The 20,047-nt window shown below is 59.9% G+C and carries 15 protein-coding genes and 1 other RNA gene; all 16 read right to left on the reverse strand.

Annotation, left to right across the window (positions count from 1 at the left end; all coding sequences use genetic code 11):
- Nucleotides 1-1,086 carry a phospho-N-acetylmuramoyl-pentapeptide-transferase gene (locus tag HQL98_14465; GenBank protein ID MBF0273250.1) on the reverse strand — a complete coding sequence of 362 codons (1,086 nt, stop codon included), beginning with the start codon at nucleotides 1,084-1,086 and terminating at the stop codon, nucleotides 1-3.
- Nucleotides 1,076-2,464 carry a UDP-N-acetylmuramoyl-tripeptide--D-alanyl-D-alanine ligase gene (locus HQL98_14470; GenBank protein ID MBF0273251.1) on the reverse strand — a complete coding sequence of 463 codons (1,389 nt, stop codon included), beginning with the start codon at nucleotides 2,462-2,464 and terminating at the stop codon, nucleotides 1,076-1,078. The genes HQL98_14465 and HQL98_14470 overlap by 11 nt, the downstream gene beginning before the upstream one ends.
- Before the next feature lie 4 nt (nucleotides 2,465-2,468).
- Entirely contained in the window at nucleotides 2,469-3,956 is a 1,488-nt protein-coding gene (locus tag HQL98_14475; GenBank protein ID MBF0273252.1) for a UDP-N-acetylmuramoyl-L-alanyl-D-glutamate--2,6-diaminopimelate ligase, read from the reverse strand.
- Entirely contained in the window at nucleotides 3,953-6,079 is a 2,127-nt protein-coding gene (locus tag HQL98_14480; protein MBF0273253.1) for a penicillin-binding protein 2, read from the reverse strand. The genes HQL98_14475 and HQL98_14480 overlap by 4 nt, the downstream gene beginning before the upstream one ends.
- Nucleotides 6,076-6,345 carry a cell division protein FtsL gene (locus tag HQL98_14485; GenBank protein MBF0273254.1) on the reverse strand — a complete coding sequence of 90 codons (270 nt, stop codon included), beginning with the start codon at nucleotides 6,343-6,345 and terminating at the stop codon, nucleotides 6,076-6,078. Before HQL98_14485 ends, HQL98_14480 begins: the two co-directional genes overlap by 4 nt.
- The gene (rsmH, locus tag HQL98_14490) at nucleotides 6,342-7,367 is read right to left on the reverse strand and encodes a 16S rRNA (cytosine(1402)-N(4))-methyltransferase RsmH (protein MBF0273255.1); all 1,026 of its coding nucleotides are present in this window, start codon (nucleotides 7,365-7,367) and stop codon (nucleotides 6,342-6,344) included. The genes HQL98_14485 and rsmH overlap by 4 nt, the downstream gene beginning before the upstream one ends.
- Before the next feature lie 165 nt (nucleotides 7,368-7,532).
- Nucleotides 7,533-7,929: RNase P RNA component class A (rnpB, locus tag HQL98_14495), an RNA gene on the reverse strand.
- A gap of 131 nt (nucleotides 7,930-8,060) precedes the next feature.
- Nucleotides 8,061-10,274, reverse strand: a complete 2,214-nt coding sequence (locus HQL98_14500; protein MBF0273256.1) for an SLC26A/SulP transporter family protein — start codon at nucleotides 10,272-10,274, stop codon at nucleotides 8,061-8,063.
- Between the two features lie 156 nt (nucleotides 10,275-10,430).
- On the reverse strand, nucleotides 10,431-10,775 hold the full coding sequence (locus tag HQL98_14505; GenBank protein ID MBF0273257.1) for a sel1 repeat family protein: 345 nt from the start codon (nucleotides 10,773-10,775) through the stop codon (nucleotides 10,431-10,433).
- A gap of 33 nt (nucleotides 10,776-10,808) precedes the next feature.
- A complete protein-coding gene (locus tag HQL98_14510; protein ID MBF0273258.1) occupies nucleotides 10,809-11,513 on the reverse strand; it encodes a hypothetical protein in 705 nt (234 codons plus the stop codon).
- Nucleotides 11,514-11,548: 35 nt separating this feature from the next.
- The gene (locus HQL98_14515) at nucleotides 11,549-13,024 is read right to left on the reverse strand and encodes an anion permease (protein ID MBF0273259.1); all 1,476 of its coding nucleotides are present in this window, start codon (nucleotides 13,022-13,024) and stop codon (nucleotides 11,549-11,551) included.
- A gap of 36 nt (nucleotides 13,025-13,060) precedes the next feature.
- Nucleotides 13,061-13,726, reverse strand: coding sequence for a DUF47 family protein (locus tag HQL98_14520; GenBank protein ID MBF0273260.1), 666 nt, complete (start codon nucleotides 13,724-13,726; stop codon nucleotides 13,061-13,063).
- A gap of 378 nt (nucleotides 13,727-14,104) precedes the next feature.
- A complete protein-coding gene (locus HQL98_14525) occupies nucleotides 14,105-14,803 on the reverse strand; it encodes a DUF47 family protein (protein MBF0273261.1) in 699 nt (232 codons plus the stop codon).
- Nucleotides 14,804-14,902: 99 nt separating this feature from the next.
- Complete coding sequence (locus tag HQL98_14530) at nucleotides 14,903-15,952, reverse strand: inorganic phosphate transporter (GenBank protein MBF0273262.1); 1,050 nt, start codon at nucleotides 15,950-15,952, stop codon at nucleotides 14,903-14,905.
- A 591-nt stretch (nucleotides 15,953-16,543) separates the two neighbouring features.
- Complete coding sequence (locus HQL98_14535) at nucleotides 16,544-17,968, reverse strand: sigma-54-dependent Fis family transcriptional regulator (GenBank protein ID MBF0273263.1); 1,425 nt, start codon at nucleotides 17,966-17,968, stop codon at nucleotides 16,544-16,546.
- Nucleotides 17,965-20,046, reverse strand: a complete 2,082-nt coding sequence (locus HQL98_14540; GenBank protein ID MBF0273264.1) for a hypothetical protein — start codon at nucleotides 20,044-20,046, stop codon at nucleotides 17,965-17,967. The genes HQL98_14535 and HQL98_14540 overlap by 4 nt, the downstream gene beginning before the upstream one ends.
- Nucleotide 20,047: the final 1 nt, after the last annotated feature.

Below are 20,047 nucleotides of genomic sequence, written 5' to 3' on the forward strand. Positions count from 1 at the left end.
TTAGCGTATCTTGAGGGTTGAGAGTCCGATCAGGGCCAGGATGATGGAGACGATCCAGAACCGGACGATGATTTTGGGTTCCGCCCACCCTTTGAGTTCAAAGTGGTGATGGATCGGCGCCATGCGGAAAACCCGTTTGCCGATGAGCTTGAACGAGGCGACCTGGATGATCACCGAAAAAGTCTCCAGCACGAAGATGCCGCCGATGATGGCCAGCACGATCTCATGGCGGGTGGCCATGGCGATGGTGCCCAGGGCCGCCCCCAGGGACAAGGATCCCACATCCCCCATGAATACCTGGGCCGGATAGGTGTTGAACCACAAAAATCCCAACGCCGCCCCCACCATGGCGCCGCAGAAGATGGTCAGCTCCCCGGCTCCCGGCACATGGGGAATGCCCAGATAGTTGGCGAACTTGGCGTGTCCGGTGAGATAGGCGATGAACATGAAGCTGGCGGCGGTGAGCATGGTGGGTCCGATGGCCAGACCGTCCAGGCCGTCGGTGAGGTTGACGGCGTTGCTGGAACCCACGATCACCAGAATGGCGAAGGGCAGAAAAAACCACGCCAGATCGATGGTCACATCCTTGAGAATGGGTAGGGCCAGGGAGCCGAAAAGCGCGGGCTGGGTCAATTTCAGGTAGAGGGCCACGGTGACGGCGATGATGGACTGCAGCAGAAAACGCACCGAGGCCGGAGCCCCCCGGGTATGGCGTTTGGTCACCTTGGCGTAGTCGTCCCAAAAGCCGATGGCCCCGAATCCCAACGTGGTCAACAACACCATGTGGATGAACGGATTGGCCAGATTGGCCCACAGCACCGTCGATACCGTGATGGCCAGCAGCATCAGGGCGCCACCCATGGTGGGAGTGCCGCCTTTTTCCAGCAGATGGCGTTTGGGGCCGTCGGCGCGGATCGGTTGTCCGTGGGTCTGCAACCGCCCCAGGGCGCGGATCATCCACGGCCCCACCACAAACGACAGGATCAATGCGGTCAAAATGGCCCCAATGGTCCGGAACGTGATGTATTTGAAGAGGTTCAGGGCCGACCAGTGACCGCTTAAAGGGTAGAGCAGATTATACAGCATGGTTCATCAGATCCTTGACGATGCGTTCCATCCGCATGCCGCGGGATCCCTTGACCAGAATGGCGTCATCGGGGCGCAGCAAGGCGGAGAGGGTTGCCGACCATTCGGCCGGATCATGGAGGTGGTACGCGGTCACCTCGGGGGCGCCGAGGAGGGCGTTGTGGAGCGCGTTCATGGCGTCACCGGCGGTGATCACCACAGCGATGCGGTGTTGGGTGATGTCGGAAGCCAAGTGGGCATGCAGGGTCGGGCTTTGTTCCCCCAGTTCCAGCATATCCCCCAGAATCGCCACCCGGCGTGGGGCCGGGCGGGCGCCCAGGGCGGCCAGTGCGGCGGCCATGGAGCCGGGATTGGCGTTGTAGGTGTCGTCGATGACGGTCCAGCCCGCCGGGGCCTGTTGTGCCAGACCCCGCCCGGGCAACGGGGCGAAGTCGGACAGGGCCGCGCCGATGGCCTGGGGGGAGACGCCGGCGGCACGGGCCGCCCCAGCCGCCGCCAGGGCGTTGAGGATCATGTGGGGACCGCAGAGGCCCAGATCCACCGGGATGGTTTGTCCATCCGGCCAGGTGATGATGCCCCGTCGGGAGCCGGTCGGATTCCCGGTCGCCGGGGCATCCTCCCAGCGGATTTCCGCCTCCGGAGTGGGGCCGAACCGTTGCACCGGTCGGCTGCCCGCCCGATGTTTCAGGATGGCACGGTTGGGGTCTTGGGCCGGAATCAGACACAGGCCGTCCGCGGGCAGATGGGCCAGCAGTTCCCCCTTGGCCGTCGCCACCTCGTGGATGCCGGAAAAGGAGGCCATGTGGGCGGGTTGGACATTGGTCACCACGCCGATGACCGGTTGGGCCAGATCCGCCAGATGGGCGATCTCCCCGGGGGCGCTCATGCCCATCTCCACCACGGCGGCCCGGCACCCTTCCGGCATGGCCAGCAGGGTCAACGGCACCCCGATGTGGTTGTTGAGATTGCCCGAGGTGGCGTGTACCACCGGAATTTCCCGGCGCAGGCAAGCGGCGATCATCTCCTTGACCGTGGTTTTGCCCGAAGAGCCGGTGACCCCGATCACCACAGGGGCCACATGATGTCTCCAGGCATTGCCGGCTTTTCCCAGGGCGGTGAGCACATCGTCCACCAGCAACACCGGCACGGGGCACTCTCCTGGCGGTATCCGTTCCGCCAGAATCGCCGTCGCGCCGTTTGCGATGGCGGTGGGAATGTAATCGTGACCGTCGAAATGGGGGCCGGCCAGGGCCGCGAACAGCATGCCGGGTTGAATGTTGCGGCTGTCGGTGGAAATCCCCGCGATCACCGGATCGACGGCGGGGGAGTCCCCGACCGGGCGGGCCTGACAGGCGGCGCGAATGAAGGAAAGTTGCATGGTGTTATGGTGATCCCTGAAATCCCAGGCGGGCCAGATGGTCCCGCGCGGTTTGCGCGTCGTCGAACGGTATGATCCCGGTTGCGGTGATCTGACCGGTTTCGTGGCCCTTGCCGGCGATCAGCACCACGTCTCCGGGGCGCGCCATGGAGATTGCCGCTCCGATGGCCCGATCCCGGGCCGGAATGGTGTCGAAAGGACCACCGGCAGTCTCCAGACCCCGCAGGATCTCCTGGCGGATCGAGGCGGGATCCTCGGAGCGGGGATTGTCGTCGGTCACCACCGTGAACGAGGCCAGCCGTCCGGCGATCTCGCCCATGATGGGACGTTTGCCCGCGTCCCGCTCCCCGCCGCAGCCAAAGACCAGCAGGCGTCTGGCCTGGGGAGAGATTTCCGCCGCGGTGGTCAGCAGCCGCTCCAGGGCATCGGGAGTATGGGCGAAATCCACGATCACGGTAAAGGGTTGACCGTGGCGGATCGGTTCCAGCCGTCCCCGTACCGGTCGGAAGGCGGACAGACCGGCGGCGATGCCGGATTCTCGCACCCCCAGACTCCAGCACAAGGCGGCGGCGGTCAGGGCGTTGGCCACGTTGAACCGTCCTGAAGATTCCACAACCAGGTCGAGGGGGGCTTGAGGGGTGGTCATGTGGAAACAGGTTCGGGTCCATTCCAGCCGGATGTCTTTGGCCGTGAACCGGGCTTCTGGCGCCCCCTCCAGGGAAAAACCGCTCACCGGAATGCCGCGGTGTTCACACGCCTGGACCAGTTCGCGCCCCTTGGGGTCGTCCAGGTTGATGATCGCCGCCCCCGGATGGGGCGGGTCGAGAAACAAGGAGCGTTTGGCCTGCCAGTAGGCCTCCATGGTGCCGTGATAGTCCAGATGGTCCCGGCTCAAGTTGGTGAAGGCCACGGCGCTCCAGGGGATGCCGGCGGTGCGCTGCTGGGTCAGGGCGTGGGAGGAGACCTCCGCCACCACCGCCGCGCAACCGTGGGCGCGCATTTCGTGGAGGGTCTGCTGGAGCGTGACCGGATCCGGAGTGGTGAGGGTGGCGGGTCGTGTGCCGCCGCCATGGCGGCTGCCGGTGGTGCCGATCACGCCGGAGGCCATGCCGGAGGCCCCCAGGATCGCCTCCACCATGGCGGCCACCGTGGTCTTGCCGTTGGAACCGGTGATGCCGACGCATGGCAACCCGTCCGTCGGATGGTCGTAAAAGGCGGCGGCCAGGGCGGCCAGGGCGCGACGGGGTTGCGGATGGATCACACCGGTGGCGGGGATCTCCCGGGAGCCGTCGTGCAGAATGGCCACGGCGCCGGCAGCCAGCGCCGGGTCGATGAACTGCGCTCCCTGGGCCCGACTGCCCGACAGGGCCGCGAACAAGGCGCCGGGACCCACCAGGCGGGAGTCGGCGGTCACGGCGCTGATCTCCACATCCGCCCCCACGAGGCGCACCCCTTCCAGGCGGGTCTGGGCCAGCAGTCGGGAGAGCTTCATTCGAGGATCAGGCGGAGTTCGCCCCCCTCGTCGGTGGTGGCCTCTTTGACCAGTGGTCCCGAACCCTGAATCCGGGGCACCAGCCCTTTGGCGCGGGCTTTTTCCAGGGCGTCGGCCAAAGAGAGGTTCTTGTACGGGGACTCTTCGGCGTTGGCTTCTTCCTCTGCGGGGGGGGCCGGGGGTTTGGCTCCGGGGGCCGTGGGCGGCGGAATGGGTTTGGCCTCTTCCCGGGGGGGAGGCAGTTTGACATCCACCGGCGTGGAGGGCAGCACCGCCAGCAGGGGCAGAATCTCTTCGGCGATCTCCCGGAACACCGGGGCTGCGGCCAGACCCCCGTAATAAAGCTTGCTGTCCGGTTCGTCGATGCCCACGAAAATCACGATTTTGGGATCTTCCGCCGGGATGAAACCCACGAACGACGCAAAATAGCTGCCGCTCATGTAGCCTTGCCGTCCCGAGGCCTTGCGGGCGGTACCGGTTTTTCCGCCCACGGTGTAGCCGGTCACTTTGGCTTGGGCGGCGGTACCTTCGTTGGAGACCACGGTGGTGAGGATCCGGCGCATGGTGGCGGAGGTCTGTTCGGAGATGACCCGTTTGGGATCGGCGCGGGGAATGGAGACCTGTTGCTGATTGATCATGCGGCCCGCCACCAGATGGGGCGGACGCATCAGGCCGCCGTTGACCGCGGAGGTGGCGGCGGTGGTGATCTGGAGGGGCGTGGCCAACACCCCGTAACCGTAGGAGCGGTTGGCCTGACCCACATAACGGTAATGGGTGATGTCCGCCAGACTGCCTGGGGATTCGTTGGTCTGTTCCACCCCGGTGGGACGGGAGAAACCGAAATTGAGGATGTATTGCTCCAGGGTATCGGCTTTCATCATCAGACCGATCTTGGCGGCGCCGACATTGGAGCTTTTCTGGATGACCTGACTGACCGTCAAGGCCGACTGTCCCACGTGGAAATCCCGGATGGTGCGATCCCCGATGGTGAAACGGCCATTGTCGATGTTGATGACCGTGTTCTCCTTGACCAGTCCCAGATCCAAGGCGGCGCCGATGGTGAAGATCTTGAAGGTGGAGCCCGGTTCGTAGGCGTCGAGGATGGCCCGGTTGCGGCGTTGATCCGGTTGGCTTTCCAGCATGTTGTTGGGGTTGAAGGCGGGTTGATTGACCATGGCCAGGATGTCGCCGCTTTTCGGATCCATGATGACCACCGATCCCGCCTTGGCCTTGCTGCGGGTCACGCCCCGCAGCAAGGCGCGATAGGCGATGTACTGCACGGTGGCGTCGATGGTGAGCACGATGTCGGCACCGGGTTTGGCCTCGGTGATGTTGTGGACCATGGGCATCACCCGGCCCATGCGGTCCTGGGTGATGATGCGGGATCCGGATTGGCCATGGAGTTCTTTTTGAAACACTTTTTCCAGCCCTTCGGCCCCCAGTCCGTCGTAGCCGACGAAACCCAGGATGTGACCGGTGATCTCACCCATGGTGTAGAAGCGCTGCATGTCCGGGATGAAGAAAAGCGCCGGATTGTTCAGGTGTTGAATTTTATTGATGATTCCCGGATGCAGCTTGCGGGCGATGATCGGAAAGGAGCCGGATTTGGCCTTTTTGAGGCGGCGGCGCAGATAGTGGCGTTCCGTGCCCAGGATGGGGGCGAGCTGGTCTGCCAATTGTTGTCGATCCTGGACCTGATCGATATCCACCGACAAGGAGCGGACCGGCAGACTGACCGCCAGGGTATGGCCCCGGCGATCCAGGAAGCGGCCCCGTTGTCCCTGGGCGGTGATCTTTTTTTGATATTGGTTGAAGGCCCGGCGTTGGAGTTCGGCCCCTTGCAGCACGGAAAGATCGATGGCCCGGGAGGCCAGTATCGCGAAGGCCAGTACAAAAAAGCCCACCACGACATTCAGCCGCATGCCCACGTTGACGCTTTCCACCGGTCGGCTGCCGGGTCTGGGTTTGAGCCGTTCGGAGGTGGTGGAGGGCGGTGGGGAGAGGGAAATCTGGCTCCCGGGGGTCGTGCGGACCCGGCGTCCGGGGCGCGGAAACCGCCTCCCCAGATTGCGCGACAAGGAGATCAGTTGGGCCAGCCGGTTGATGTTGTTCTTGTTGCTCACTTTGGGGCCTCAAGCCATTGATCGGGTCGCATCGGATGCATGCCCAGATCCTTTTTGGCCCGGCGTTCGATGGTGTTGAGGTCGGTGCGGGCGACCCATTCCACCTGCAGAGCCTGTTCCTGGTCGAGCAGTACAATCCGTTTTTTGGCCTGCCGTTCCAGTTCCCGATGGGCTTCGAGCATCCACATGCGGGAAGCCACGGTGACAGCCGCCGTGATCACCAGCAGAATGGTCAGCAGGGTGTGAAGCAGCCAGGGTGACTTCATGGCATCTCGTCTCGCGTCGTGGTCGCCGGGGTGGAGGCGGGCAGGCGTTGGATGGTGCGCAGTTTGGCGCTTCGCGCCCGGGGATTGGCGGCGGTTTCCGCCTCTCCGGGGGTGAGGGGTTTGTTGTGCAGCAGCCGGAACTTCGGCACAAAGGGTTCGGGGAGTCGGGGCAGCAGCGCGGCCGGTCCGGTGGGGGTGGGGGGCGGCAGGGCGGCGGCCCGGAAAATCTGTTTGACGATGCGGTCTTCCAGGGAGTGAAACGCGATCACCGCCACCCGTCCTCCCGGCGCCAGGGCGGCCAGGGCGGCGTTGACACCGTTTTCCAACTCTTCGAGTTCCCGGTTGACCGCAATCCGCAGGGCCTGAAAAATCCGTGTGGCCGGATGGATGCGGCCTCCGGCGGGGAGTACCCGTTCCAGGAGCGCGGCCAACTGCCGGGTGGTGACAAACGGTTGGGTGACGCGCTGTTCCACGATGGCCCGTACCGCCCGACGGGCGTGGCGTTCCTCGCCGAAGCGGAAGAACAGATCGGTCATGGCCTCCGGGGTCATGCGGTTGATCAGATCCGCTGCGGTGGGGTGGTGGTTCGAGTGGTCCATGCGCATGTCCAACGGTCCATCCAGTCGAAAGGAGAAACCCCGTTGGGGGGTATCCAGTTGTCGGGAGGAGAGTCCCACGTCGAACAGACAGCCATCGACTGTTCCGGTCAGGTTCCGTTCTTCCAGGAGTCTGCCCAGTTGGCCAAAAGGTGTGTGCAGAATCGTCAACCGTCCCTGGGATGCGGCCACCAGGGAGGCTCCCCGTTGCACCGCTTCCGGATCCTGGTCCAAGGCGATCACCCGACCATCCGGGGCCGAGGCGGCCAGCAGGGCGCGGGTGTGGCCTCCGTCACCAAAGGTGGCGTCCACGTAAAGCCCTCCGGGACGCGGCGCGAGGGCGTCGAGGGTTTCTTGTGGCAAGACGCTGCAATGGCCCTCGTATCCGGCTGAGGCCGCGTGATGGGTGTCGTTGGCCCCCGTCAAGAAGAGAGGATCCTTGAGTTGGATGGTGAATGGAAGAGTCGTTGCCTTTGGGCGTTTCCGATCTGTTTGTATCGTTAACGCACCCAAGATTATAGGGTCCGAAGGGTCTGGGGTGTCAAGCCGGGCTTTAAGCCGAAGGCGGAAAAAAACTTCAATCTGGCATGGGACCGGAGTGGGTCTGTAAGCCGGGTTTTGTCCCCTGGCCCCTTGTCCCGGTGGGGTGGCGAGGAGGACGGCCATTCATCTGGGACGGGCGTTACCGACCGTCTCTAGCGACCGACCCGGGGGCTGGACGGGCCATCTTTAAACGCCCCCCTATGTGGTCTTGCTCCGGACGGGGCTTGCCGTGCCGCTCCCGTTACCGGGAAACGCGGTGCGCTCTTACCGCACCCTTTCACCCTTGCCTGGCGGGGATTCCCGACTGCGTGGAATCCGGCTGGCGGTTTGCTTTCTGTGGCGCTTTCCCTGGGGTCACCCCCGCCGGGGATTACCCGGCGTCCTGCCCTATGGAGCCCGGACTTTCCTCCAATCCCGAAGGATCAGCGGCCGTCCGACCCACTCCGGTGATGCTTGGCTGCTTTGAAACTGGTGGCGCACCATGCCTGGATCAGGGGCTGAAGTCAAGGAGGAGCCTGGACATGGCAGCAGGATCCTCCTTGACTGGTCGGTGGGTGGGTGACGGTCTGATCGAAATCAGTCGTAGAGCATGCGGAGCTTGTTGTCGGCGTTGCGCAGACGAATGGTCAGGGTATGGGTCAGGGCGGTCAGGATGTTGATGGCCAAACGTTTGTGGCGTTCGGCGAGTTGATGAAAATGCTCCCGCGTCAGCACATACAGCTCCACATCCTCCACGACCAGGGCCTCGTTGCTGCGGGGCTTGCCATCCAGAAAGGAGAGTCCCCCGAAGAAATCCCCCTGGCCGATCGTGGCGAGATGGTGCAAGCGGTTGTCGCTCAAATAGGACTGTACATTGACACAGCCTTTGCGCAGGAAATAAATCTCATCGCCTGCCTGCCCGTATTTGTAGATCAGTTCTCCGGCGGACATCGAGCGTTCCAGCAGACAGGATTCCAGATCTTTCAGCGTGTCTTCCGCGTGACTTTTGAAAAGTTCGATTTCACCCAGGCTCAGGGGGGCCTGGTCGTGGTTGTTTTGGGTATCCATATCGGCCAGGATGTCATTTTCGACCCATTCGATGGCCGACTCCAATCCTGGGAACAGGAGTGTGTTCTCACGGGTGGTGATGCCGGTCTGGTCGAGAAATTCCCGCAGATTGCGACCACTCGGCAAGGAGGTGCGGACATTGCTGAACAGCAAGGTTCCGTGGCGTTCCAGCATGCTTTCCTGGATCACATGCAGCGTGTGTGCGGCGGTGACATCCATGGAGGTCACCCGGCGGAAATCCAGAATGAGGTATTCGGCGGTTTTGAGATCGGATTCCAGGGCCGTATAGAATTGGTACGTGGTCCCGAAGAACAGGCTTCCCTGGAGTTCATAGACCACAGCCCGGTCGCCGACCTGATCCAGCAGCAGGGTCTGTTCTTCCGAACGAATGCGACGTGAGGGGAATTCGTGGATGGAGAAACGGTTGCGCACGACGGTTCCCCCCACCTGTTCCCGCACGAACAGAAGAATGGAGAGCAGTACACCCGTGGCCGAAGCGCCAATCAGACTGGTGGTCAAGGCCACCACCACCACGGCGGCCACCACGACGAAATCAAAGACCGTATCTTTGGATTTCAGGAACATCAACGGTTCCTTGTCGATCATCCTCAATCCGATCACGATGAGAATGCCCGCCAAAGAGGCCACGGGAATCCAGGATATGAAGGAGTTCAACAGCAATGCGGCCACCAGGGCGGCGATGCCTTCGATGATGCCGGAAACGCGGGTTTTGGCGCCGCTGACCAGATTCACCAGGGTGGAACCCATTTGACCGGCACCGCACACCCCACCCATGGCCGAAGAGGTCATGTTGGCCACACCTTGCGCCACCAGTTCCCGATTGGAGTCGTGACGACTGCGTGTCATTTGATCGAGTACGACACAGGTTTTGAGGGTGTCGATGCTCAACAAGGCGGCCAAGGTCAGGGCGCTGCCGAACAGCTTGGCCAATTCGCTCAGACGCATGTCGCCGATTTCGTTCCAGCGGTTCATGATGGAATCGATAAAACCTCCCCCCACCGAACCCAGAGAACCGATGACCAGTTTGTTGTTTTCCAAGGTCAGCATGGTGGGATCCAGCGTGGCCGAGATGAAATAGACCAGCAGTCCGGCCAGGATTCCCAGAATGGTTCCGGGAATCGCCTTGGTCAACCGGGGGCCGAAGGCCATCATCAGGGCCGTTGCGCCGCCAATGGCCAAGGCACGGTAATCCCAGGTGTTGGGAGTGATCACCGCTTTCCACCAGGGGGCGCCGCTGGTGACCCCGAGAAATTTGGGGATCTGACTGCCAATGATGGTCATGCCCACACCGGTCAGATAGCCGCTGACCACCGTGTAGGGAATGTATTTGATCAGATTGCCGATCTTGAGCATGCCGATCATGACCTGGAAGGCGCCGGTCAAGATCGACATGACTGTAATCATGAGTATCACGGTCAGGGGGGATGTCTGTTGTTGAACCAGACCCAGGGCAAAGGCGGACAACAAGGCTGCGGCAGGCGCGCAGGGGGCCGTGATCAGGCGATCCGTGCCTCCCAGCGTGGATGCGATGATCCCCAGGGCAAAGGTACCGATGATTCCGGCCAGGGCACCGAACGGTACGAATTCCGTGCCGATTACTCCAAAGATGGTGACACCAAAAGCCACTGCCGATGGCAATGCGACCATCATGGCCGTGATGCCTCCCCAAACATCTCCGGAGATCCGGAAATTTTTGAGTTTGGAAAGTGGAGAAGGGGCCATCGGAATGACGTTGTCAGGAATCTTGCAAACGTGTGCTTGAGTATTCATGGTATTAATGCTTCTTGTTGTCCACCTTTTGAGGTTGTTGCTCAATGCCCTTATGGTTTTAGGTGGATGCGGTTGGACCGATCCATCCAAGCGGGCATGCTTTACGGTTTATGCGGCTGTTCTTTGGGCCAAGGCCCGCTGGTTTGCCAAGGCGACTTGTTGCGGTGACATCCTGTGTTGTAACCGATTTCTTTCTTGAATCGCGATTTCATCCCCAAGACGGGCGGCCAGTTCAAGCCACATGTAGGCGGATACCAGGTCCTGGGCCACACCTTGACCATCCCGTAGCATGAAGGCCAGATTCATCTGGGCCTGGGGATCATCCTTCTGGGCCAAACGCTCGAAGGCCTTGAAAGCGCGGGACATGTCGTGTTGTTCGTAGGCTCTGACAGCATTTGTGAATTCCTCATCTTGTTGACTCAAAAAAAGATCGATAACTGATGTTTTTCTCATTGGTATTCTCCAGGATTGGGGTGGGTTGATCGGTTAATTGAAGGATTGATGGACCAAGCGGTATGGGCTGGCTTCGCGCATGATCGACAAAGCGAGCAGTGCGTCGCGGGCAGCGGTCAGATGTTTTTGGATCTCGAACAAGGAGCGGTAGACCATCCATCGTTTCATCATGGATAAAACCATGGGCGGCGTGATGTCGTTTTCCCATTGGGTCGGGTTCAGGATCTGACGCATGGAACGCAGATAGCGCGTCTCCATGGAGTCCACCAAGCCCGACAGGGTTGCAACCTGGGTCTGGACACCGGCGTTCCGGTCCTGGAGCGCGGCGAATCCTTCGGCGAGAGACTCGGAACTGGCATGGATCAGCAAGACCATGGCCTTGATGTCCGGGTCCGTGTTGACGCACATGAGAGAGGACTCGTGGATGGTATCGTCGATGCGACCCACCAGGGCGTCCAGGGCCAGCACGGCCCGGAGCCATTCGTGTCGTTCGAGGGGCGGGCAGCGACTCAGCAGATCCAGATTCCGGATCAAAGTCGCGGCCCGCTCCTCCTTGTGGAGCGTTCCCATGGGTTCCTCACCGCCGCTTTCCGGAGTCAACGCCAATCGGCCAACCAGCAGTTCGGCTGCTTGCATCAGCAGAGCGCACTGATCGGCAACCAGATTGTCGAACTCCGCTACCCCGGCGACAATCGATTGGACCATGGCGTGGATGTCTGGAAAAGTCGTCTTGTCCATGTGAACCTCCAGTTCATGCTTTGTAGTGCGTGTTGTTACTTCATCCGTTCCGTGTACAGATCCATCACGATGGCCAGCCGTTGGCTCACATCTTTGTTGTACGGCTTATTGAGAACGGTTTTTTCCTTCATTCGCCAGGTTTCGGATGTTGCGGCCAGGGCATTCACCAACTGCCAGCGGTAATCGAAGGTCTTGCCGGAAAGCGCCTTGACCGAATCGATCTGCGGTTGATTCAACAGACCGCTTTTGCTCAGTTCCGGGAATTTGACCGGATCCACGGTGATGCGTTCCATGCGGGCTTCCTGCACAAAGGTCAACTCGGACTTGTAGTCCGCATGGGGCAGAATTTTGTCCACATCATTTTTGAGCGCGCCAGAGGTTGCATAGGTTTTGCCGATCAGCGACTCCAGGGACTTGACATCCAGTTTTTTGGCGTGTCTTTCCAGCAGGGGCTGGGAGACCTGGAATTCAACCTTTTGGAACACGTTGATTGCAAAGACGTTTTGCACCAGGAAGAGCATGACGAAACTGGCCAGGGCCGAAACGATCGGCGTCTGGATCCAGGCCACCACGATGCGTCCCGTCACCTTCCAGCGAATGTTGCTGGCATTCTTGAGTAAGGCGATGCCGATCACGCCACCCACCACGGCCTGGGAACTGGAGACCGGCACCAGCGGAATGGTTGGCAGTCCCAGGGTGGCCAGGAAGAATTCCAGATCCTCGGAGGCGAAGAGAAACAGCACCAGCGAGGTGGCCAACACCACCACCACGGCTCCAACCGGGGTCAAGGGCGCGATGCTGTCGCCCACGGTCAGCATCACTTTCTTGCCGTAGGTGTAGATGCCCACGGAAATGGCGATGCCGCCGACGAGAAAGAGAATCTGCAAACCGGAGATGGGGCCCAGATCCTGGAACGGATTGGCGCCGATGAACACGCCCATGACATTGGCGATGTTGTTGGCGCCCAGGGAGTAGGATCCCAACACGCCGGCGATGATCAGGGCGTAACGGGTCATGGCGTCCAGGGAGATCAGGTGGATCTTTTGCTTGTTGAGCCACCAGGAGACGCCTTTGTACATGTAATAGCTGAAGAAGGCCGTCAACACCGGGCTGAGGAACCAAGTACCGATGATGGTCTTGAACACGCTGAAGTCCGTGGCCATGCCGGTGAAGAAGTTCCATCCGATGATGGCGCCAACGATGGCCTGGGTGGTGGAGACCGGCAAGCCCAGCACGGTCAGCCAAGCCACCACGGCGGCGGCGGCGAAGGCGGCCACGAAGGCCCCACCCAGGGCGTTGATGTCACCCAGTTTGGAGAGGGTATGGGCGGCGCCCGCGCCGCTGATGACCGCACCCAGAATCACGAAAATGGTGCAGATCAGGGCTGCCGTACTGAATTTGACCATTTTGGTGCCAACGGCGGTGCCAAACACGTTGGCCGCGTCGTTGGCGCCCAGCGACCAGCCCAGAAACAGGCCGCTGGACATGAAAAAGAGAACTGAAAGATCCATGGTGTCTTTGCTCCCGAGTGGGCTTTGGAAAAGGTGTTACGCAGCCCGTTTGATCGTATAGATGGCCAGGAGGTCGCACACATCTTCGGCCTCGTTGGCCAACTGGTCGATCTTGTCCACAAAGTTGCGCAGATGGGCCTTCTGGTCCAGTCCCAGATTGGTCTTGAAGATGGCGGTTTTCAGGGCGATTGAGATTTTGTCCGCCTCTTTCTCGTAGAGCATCACCTTGTGGGAGTGGTCGCGCACCGCGTTGATGTCACGGAAAAAGGCCCGCGTGGACATGACGCAGGATTCGACGCTCAACGCCACCTGCTCGCAGAGCAATTTCAGATCCTTGTGCAGTTCCGTGGGGTATTGGGGATTTTCGATGGAAAAATTGATCAGGTTATCTTCAAACAGGTTGATTACGGTATCCAGATCTTCCAGCAGGCTCAAGACATCGCCACGGAAGTCGGGAATCAGGGCCTGTTCGTAAAGCTCGGATTCGATGTGACGGCGCAGATCATCCCCGCGGGACTCCATCGTGCTGACTTCTTTGACCTTTTGTTGGAACGCAGATGCCGTGTTGCCGCCCGCCTCCAGAAAATAGGTGATGGCCGCCTTGAAATGGATGTTGCATTCCGACAGGACATCCAGAAATTCGTCGATTTTGTTTTCGAGAGCCTTGGTGCGACCGAACAGGGAGAAGTTGGCAGTACTCATAGTGGTTCCTTATCATTCGAGAGTCAGCAGGTGCGCCTTTGCAAGATTTTGCGAGGCATTCTTGAACTCTAACTCTCCATGATTCGTGCCATGGAATTTTTTTTAAATTTATTAAGTTAAATCAATAAAATGAGAAGGTTTTAACGTATTTTTTGCTGTACAAATAGGATGAAAAATTTTTTTCATGCCTTGTGGACATGTTTGTTTAATTTGTTGAAATATATCGATAAGAAAACAATGTAAAAACGTATTGATTGACAGGGGTGATGCGGGTGGCAAACCATTGGGGAAAGTCAGGGGGCTGAATCCCAAAAAAAAGCGCGCGCCCCGGGGAGGGGCACGCGCTTTTCAAGGTCAGGCTGGGTGAAGCGAGTGGAATCAGGAGATCTGCACCACGATGTCGTGGAGCACGTCACCGGCTTCGGCCATCTTGTCGGCGGTATTGGACAGATGGCGATAGAGTTCCCGGCGCTTGAAGACCTCCATCACATGGGCCAGCGCAGAGGATTCGGCGCGGGGTTCGTTGTTGTCCAGGGCGCGCAGTTGGGCATCCACCTTGAACAACTCGGCAATGGCGCGGCGATAGGCTTTTTCCGTGGAGCGTTCGGCTTTGTGAACGGCTTCGGCATCCTGGTCGGCCAGGGCCGGGGTGACTCCCAGTTTCTGGTATCCGCGTTTCAGGGCATCCACGCCTTCCCGCAGTAGTTGGGCCATCTCACGGGTGTTCTGGTCGGGGCGCAGGCCCAGACCTTCCATTTCCCGCACCGTGGTTTTGGCGTAGTTCAGGATCTGGTCGATGGTGCTGACGGCACGGTAGATGTCTTCCCGGTCCATCGGCGTGGCGAAGGCCTGATTGAGTACGCTCATGTTGCGGGCTTTGATCTCGTCGCCTTTCTTTTCGAGTTCACGGACCAAAAGACCTTTGTCCTCGGCGCCGGTATCCATGAAATCCACCAGGGCATCCATGGCCTGGGCGCACAGATCGCACTGTTCGTTGATCATGCCGTAGAAATCCGGCACCCGCGGGAAGACGTTGTTGAGGATTTTGGAAGCCAGCGAATTGGAACTGCCACTCATGGTTGGTTCTCCTTTTTCTTAAGTCATGCGGGCACATCCGGCCCGGATCGTGAAATGGTTTTTTGAACAACGCTCAAGTTGGTTGATGTGCGGGCTGGTTCAAATGGCGATGGCGCCGCCTGTGAGCAGTCTGACGAGATAATAGGTCAAAGCACCCACCACACCGGCACTGGGGATGGTGATGATCCAGGTGCTGACGATCTCTTTGGCTTTGGCCCAGCGGACCGCCTTGGGACGCTCGGAGGCGCCGATACCCATGATGGCGGAACTCACCACGTGGGTGGTGGAGACCGGCGCACCCATGAGGGAGGCGGAGAGGATCAGGGTGGCGGAGGTGAGTTGGGTATCCAGGGCGTGGAGCGGACGCACCTTGAAGATGCCGAAGCCCACGGTGCGCACGATACGCCAACCGCCGGAGAGAATGCCCAGGGTGATGACGAGGGCGCAGGAGTAGATGACCCAGTTGGGCACCACGAATTTGTCGATGAATCCACCCAGCACCAGAATCATGGTGATGATGCCCATGCTTTTCTGGGCGTCGTTGGCCCCGTGGGAGAAAGCGAGACCAGCGGCGGTGAGGAACTGGATCTTTCTCAATGGTTTGTTGACCGAAGGGGTGGCCTTGCGCAGCAATCCGCGCATGAAGCGGTGAATGAGAAAACCAACCCAGAAGCCAAGTACGGGTGAAACGAGCAGCGAGGCGAGAATCTTGACGAAGCCGGTGACTTTGCCATTCATCAGTTCGGAAAAGCCCCACAGCACGTTGTTCATGCCGGCGGAAACCACGACCGCGCCGATCAATCCACCCACCAAAGCGTGGGAGGAGGAGGATGGCAGGCCGAACCACCAAGTGAGCAGGTTCCAGAAGATGGCGCCGCAGATGCCGCACAAAATGATCGAAACCGAGACAAGCGGTGGCAGGTCGTTGACATTGATGAATTTGCCGATGGTGTTGGCCACGGCGGTACCGCCCAGGACCGGCCCGAGCAGTTCAAAGGTGGCCACAACGATGACCGATTGGATCGGAGTCATGGCCCGTGAGGCGATAATGGTGCCGATGATGTTTGAGGCGTCGTGGAAGCCGTTGGTGTAGTCAAAGATCAAGACAATGATCACCGCCGCCACAGCCAGTGTGTAAAGCGTATCCATATGTTCCTTATCCCTAGCGATGCAGAGTAGTGCGATAGCAGAGCAGGCCGTTTGACGGGTATTGGGAAATCCGGCTGGCACGAAGACGACAGAAATCATCCGATCCCATGGGCTGCGTCTGATTCCTTGATGCAAGCAAGGAGCAGGCGTTGCAGGATCGGTTGGGTTCGATCAATCTTGGTGAGAAGAGACACTTGAAGATCTGGTGACCGTTTTTTTGTTGGCTTCGGGCCGTGTGCAAGCAAAGCCTGAAACGTCAAGCTGTGACGGTCGATCTTCTTGGCTGTCTTTTCCGTTACGGGCGAGGGAACGGCGTGACCATCGTCTCAAAGAGTCCATTTCCGAACGTAGCGCGCGTATTTCCGAATGGATTCTTCTTGGGTGTGGCGAGGTGTTCCGATTCGTCCGAAGTGCCGTATTGCCGGGTTTGGCGTACCCATCACGAAGATCATAGCCCGACCGGAGCGGGTCTGGAAGTGGAATTCAGGCAGGGGTGAAAAATTTTTTTCAGGGGTCGAATGGGGGGGGAGATGTGACGTTATGTAACTTGTTTCCGGAATTGAATTTTTCCCTGTTTGAGCCGGTTTGGGGTCAGGGGGTGCGCGCCCGTCCCGAAAGCCGGTAGTTGAGGGTTTGGCGGCTGATTCCCAGCAATGTGGCCGCGATTCCCTGATTGTTGCCCGCTCGGCGCAACGCTTCGCGGATCAGATAGCCTTCCGCATCCTTCAGGGTGGGGAACCGTCCGGGGATCTCCAGGTGGGGGCCTTCTTCTTCCGGATCCTGGCCCGCTTCCGGGGTGGTTCGCTGAGTCTGGATGACCTCCTTGAAACTCTCCATGGAGAGGACCGGACCAAAACGGTGTCGTGCCACCGCGTTGAAAATCAGGGCGCGCAGTTCCCGCACGTTGCCTGGGAAATGATACACCGACAACAGGGTATACAGTTCCGCCGGCACCCTCAGACCGTGTTTGTCCATGGTGGAGGTGGCCTCTTGGAGAAAGAAGTCGATCAGCAGTGGCAGATCGTCGGCCCGTTTGCGCAAGGGGGGAATCTCCAGGGGGTGGCTGGAGAGCCGGAAGAACAGATCCTGCCGGAAGAGTCCCTTGGTCATGAGTTGTTGCAGGTTGCGGTTGGTGGCGGTGATGATGCGGGCACGGCTGATTTTGGGAATGTCCGAGCCCAGGGGATAGTAGGTGCCATCCTGCAACAGTCGGAGCAGTTTTACCTGGGAGGCGGCGGTCAGATCGCCGATTTCGTCGAGAAACAGGGTCCCCGAGGTGGCCTGGGTGATCAATCCCTCCCGATCCTTTTCCGCGCCGGTGAAGGCTCCCTTCATGTGGCCGAAGAGGGTATCGGAGAACATGGTGTCGTCGAGTCCGGCGACGTTGACGGTCACCATGCGACCGGAGCGTTGGCTTAAATGGTGGATGGCGCCGGCGATCATCTCCTTGCCTACCCCGGTTTCCCCGGTGATCAGGGCCGGTTCCGGGGATTCGGCGATGGCTTCGATGTATTGAAACACCGAGATCATCTTGCCGTGGCGGGTGAGAATCGACGCGAACGCTTCGGGATGTTTCAGTTTCTGGTTGAGCAGGCTGTGGCGCAACACTCCCACGTGACGGCGCAGCGTACAGACTTCCAGGGCGTGGCGCACCGAAGAGACCAGACGACTCTCTTCCACGGGTTTGATCAGATAGTCGAAGGCGCCTTCCTTCATGCAACCGATGGCGGTTTCCACATCCTGGGAGGCGGTCATCACCACCACCGGCAGCGCCGGATATTCCCGTACCAGGCGCATCAGCAGTTGCGTGCCGGGAAGATGCGGCATGATCAGGTCGAGGATCACCATGGCGGGAGGGGTCCGGGCGATGAACGCCATGGTCTCCCGGGGATCTTGCAAGGTGGCGACCGGTCCGATTCCATGGGCTTCCAGCAGATAACGGGTGGCGATCAGTTCGTCGGCTTCGTCATCCACAAACAGAACCAGAGGCTGGACGGAAAAGGTGGTCGTGTTCATGCGGGATTGGACCGGAGGGGGAATACCGGGAGCGTGACGGTGATGGTGGTCCCGTGGCCCGGTTGCGATGCGGTTTGGATGGTGCCGCCGTGACGACGCACGATATCCCAGACGATGGACAACCCCATGCCCAGTCCTCCTTGTTCCCCCTTGGTGGTAAAAAATGGGGTAAACATGTTGGCGATCTCCTGTTCCGTCATGCCAACGCCCTGGTCCATCACCTGGACAACCACCCATTGTCCGTCTTCTGATGGCGCGCCGTCAAGCGTGACTGGTGATTTCCGATCCTGCAGCGACTCCAGGGAGTTGAGCACTAGGTTGAGAAAGAGTTGTTCGAGTTGCAGGGGATTGCCATGCACATCCGGCAACTCTGGCGGCAGGTTGACCTCGAAGTGGTCGGTATGTTTTTTGATGGGGTGCTGCATGATGGAAACGATGTTGCGGATCGTCTTGTGGAGGTCGACCCGGCTGAAACGGGTGTCGGGGTCCGGTTTTGCCATATGTTTGAGATTGTTGACAATACCTGTAATGCGCCGGGAGTTGGACAGAATGCTTTCCATCAGACCGGGAAGCATCTCCAGGGCGTGATCCACGGGGACGCCCCCCAGGGAGAACTCTCCATGTTCCAGCCGGTATTGGCGCAACACCGCGGCCATGTCTGGCCAACCGCGTGTCAGGGCCACAATGTTGAACTGGATGGTGTTGTTGGGATTATTGATCTCGTGGGCCATGCCTGCCGCCAGCACCCCCAGGGAGGCCAACCGGGCATAACGGACCGCCTGTTCTTGTTGGGTGTGTTCTTCGGTGATGTCGGAGGTGAGAATCATCACTTCCGCGATGTCGCCTTCGGTGCGGATGGGCACGAAACGCACCTCCCGCCATTGGGTGTCGGAGAAAGGATACTGGAAGTGATCCATCTCCCCGGAGGTGTAAACCTTGTGCAGCGCCTGGAAATACCAGTCGCGCACTTCCGCGTGTTCATCCCCGAACAGATCTCCCAGCACCCGCACTTCGGGACGGTTGGCCAACAGCACCTTGCCGTGACGGTCCACGGTCAGGATCGTGTCCGGATATTGATTGAACACAATGCGCAGCTTGATGGCCGACTGTTTCAGCTCCGCGTACAGACGGTTCTTTTCGTTCAGATTGTGTTCCATGTGCAGCAGAAACATCACCAGGATGGTGGTGATGATCAGTCCCCCCGCCCCGATCAGCCAGGGTGTGTGGGGAAACTCCTCGCCGCTCAACAGGTGCTTCGACGGAATGGCGTTGATGATCCAGCGTTTGTTCGCCACCGGAACGGTTTCGCGCATGACGTAAGGCTGTCGAGCGAGCCAGTCTTTCCAGTTGGAGGCGTTCACCAGTTGTTCGGGTTTGGCTTCCAGACGGCTGTAGTAGGAGTCGAGAAACCGTTCCTGACCCTGTTCATCCGGTTCCAGAATCAGGATCTGCACGCCTCTGGGTTCCAGGAGCCGGATCGCCTGCTGCACCAGTTCTTCCAAGTCGAACACCCCCAGCAGCACGCCCCGTGTCTGGTGTTCGGAGAGGCCGTCGGGAGGGTGGCGCAGCGGCACGACCACCACGAATTCCTCGATCATCTCCCCGGATGGCTTGGGGTGGAACAGGGTGGTCACCGTGATTTCCTCCCGGTTCTGGGCGTGCTGGAACAACGGCATCAAGGACGTGTCGGTCTGGAAGTCATGTTCTTTCGGAAAGATGGAATGGGTGCGGTGGGCGCGCAGCGGTTGGGCGGCATGGACCCCGAACTGGGGAATCCAGATCAACTCCCGGATGCCGTGAACCTTGGAGAAAAAGGTGTGGGCCAGTTGGGTGAACTCCATCAGGGAGGCGTCCCGGGCGCGCAGCAGATCCCCCAGGATATCCACCACATGGATGGCTTCGTTCAGTTCCCGTTGCAAGGCGCCGACCCGATCCTTGGCCAGCCAGTGGAACTCCAGGCGGGAGTGGTTTGCCAGTTGGGTGTGCAGGGCGGTGAAGGCCAGCAAAGACAGAATCACACCCAGCACCGCGATGCCCAGGATCGTCCGGTGCATGGTGGCGGGTCCGATTGAATACATG

The sequence above is a fragment of the Magnetococcales bacterium genome (assembly GCA_015231755.1).
Lineage (GTDB): Bacteria > Pseudomonadota > Magnetococcia > Magnetococcales > Magnetaquicoccaceae > Magnetaquiglobus.

What these genes read in the sequence shown, in the direction of transcription:
- HQL98_14540 (MBF0273264.1), bottom strand. Translation starts at nt 20,046, where the DNA reads ATGTATTCAATCGGACCCGCCACCATGCACCGGACGATCCTGGGCATC.
- HQL98_14525 (MBF0273261.1), bottom strand. Translation starts at nt 14,803, where the DNA reads ATGAGTGGCAGTTCCAATTCGCTGGCTTCCAAAATCCTCAACAACGTC.
- HQL98_14500 (MBF0273256.1), bottom strand. Translation starts at nt 10,274, where the DNA reads ATGGCCCCTTCTCCACTTTCCAAACTCAAAAATTTCCGGATCTCCGGA.
- HQL98_14505 (MBF0273257.1), bottom strand. Translation starts at nt 10,775, where the DNA reads ATGAGAAAAACATCAGTTATCGATCTTTTTTTGAGTCAACAAGATGAG.
- HQL98_14520 (MBF0273260.1), bottom strand. Translation starts at nt 13,726, where the DNA reads ATGAGTACTGCCAACTTCTCCCTGTTCGGTCGCACCAAGGCTCTCGAA.
- HQL98_14470 (MBF0273251.1), bottom strand. Translation starts at nt 2,464, where the DNA reads ATGCAACTTTCCTTCATTCGCGCCGCCTGTCAGGCCCGCCCGGTCGGG.
- HQL98_14465 (MBF0273250.1), bottom strand. Translation starts at nt 1,086, where the DNA reads ATGCTGTATAATCTGCTCTACCCTTTAAGCGGTCACTGGTCGGCCCTG.
- HQL98_14510 (MBF0273258.1), bottom strand. Translation starts at nt 11,513, where the DNA reads ATGGACAAGACGACTTTTCCAGACATCCACGCCATGGTCCAATCGATT.
- HQL98_14475 (MBF0273252.1), bottom strand. Translation starts at nt 3,956, where the DNA reads ATGAAGCTCTCCCGACTGCTGGCCCAGACCCGCCTGGAAGGGGTGCGC.
- HQL98_14515 (MBF0273259.1), bottom strand. Translation starts at nt 13,024, where the DNA reads ATGGATCTTTCAGTTCTCTTTTTCATGTCCAGCGGCCTGTTTCTGGGC.
- HQL98_14485 (MBF0273254.1), bottom strand. Translation starts at nt 6,345, where the DNA reads ATGAAGTCACCCTGGCTGCTTCACACCCTGCTGACCATTCTGCTGGTG.
- HQL98_14530 (MBF0273262.1), bottom strand. Translation starts at nt 15,952, where the DNA reads ATGGATACGCTTTACACACTGGCTGTGGCGGCGGTGATCATTGTCTTG.
- HQL98_14535 (MBF0273263.1), bottom strand. Translation starts at nt 17,968, where the DNA reads ATGAACACGACCACCTTTTCCGTCCAGCCTCTGGTTCTGTTTGTGGAT.